Source organism: Novosphingobium sp. FG90 (assembly GCF_057808725.1).
Window position 1 is genome coordinate 1 of the sequence record NZ_JBMDIO010000116.1, and the last position, 703, is coordinate 703.

General features: G+C 67.4%; 1 protein-coding gene. It reads left to right on the forward strand.

Features of this window, described 5'->3' with window-relative positions:
* Window positions 1–407 (forward strand): transposase (locus tag ACODRZ_RS26785; protein ID WP_488973196.1); only part of this gene is annotated, 407 nt, incomplete at its 5' end.
* Window positions 408–703 lie beyond the last annotated feature (296 nt).

Below are 703 nucleotides of genomic sequence, written 5' to 3' on the forward strand. Positions count from 1 at the left end.
CCATCTCGAACCGGCGTCTGATCGCCTTCGCCGAGAACGGCGTGACCTTGCGTTATAAGGACTATCGCCGCGATGGGCCCGAACGCCAGCGGGTCATGACGCTCACCGCCGACGAGTTCATTCGCCGCTTCCTGCTCCACGTCCTGCCGCGTGGCTTCCACCGCATCCGCCATTACGGCCTGCTCGCCAGCGCCGCACGCCACGACAATCTCGCGCTCGCCCGCCGCCTGCTTGCGGTTCCCCCGGAGACGGAGACGGAGGCGTCAGAGCCCGAAGCCGAGCCCGACACCTGTGCGCCATGCCCGTGCTGTGGCGGGCGCATGATCGTCATCGAAACCTTCCCACGCTGGAGCCAGCCCCGCGCGCCGCCCAGGCCCAACCCGCCAATCCGGGAGCGCATCGCATGACCCGGCATGATCCGCCTGTCACCATGGCCCCGCAAAACGCGCGGTGGTCAAAGGGCCGACTTGCCCCCGGCATGCGCCGCGTCCGCGTCCGCTCCTGGTATCAACGTCGACAGCCCGGCAAACACATCTCCAGCGCATCCAGACACCGACCGCTGTGCTGCTGTCATGCCTCCATCAAAGCCCGCACTTCACCCCGCCACACCACACGAAAGCGCAAATCCCCATAGCCCAGCCTACCGGGCCCGCGGGTTCCTGCATGGGAGGCTTTCGTACGCAAGCGCCCGAAACCCTTCACC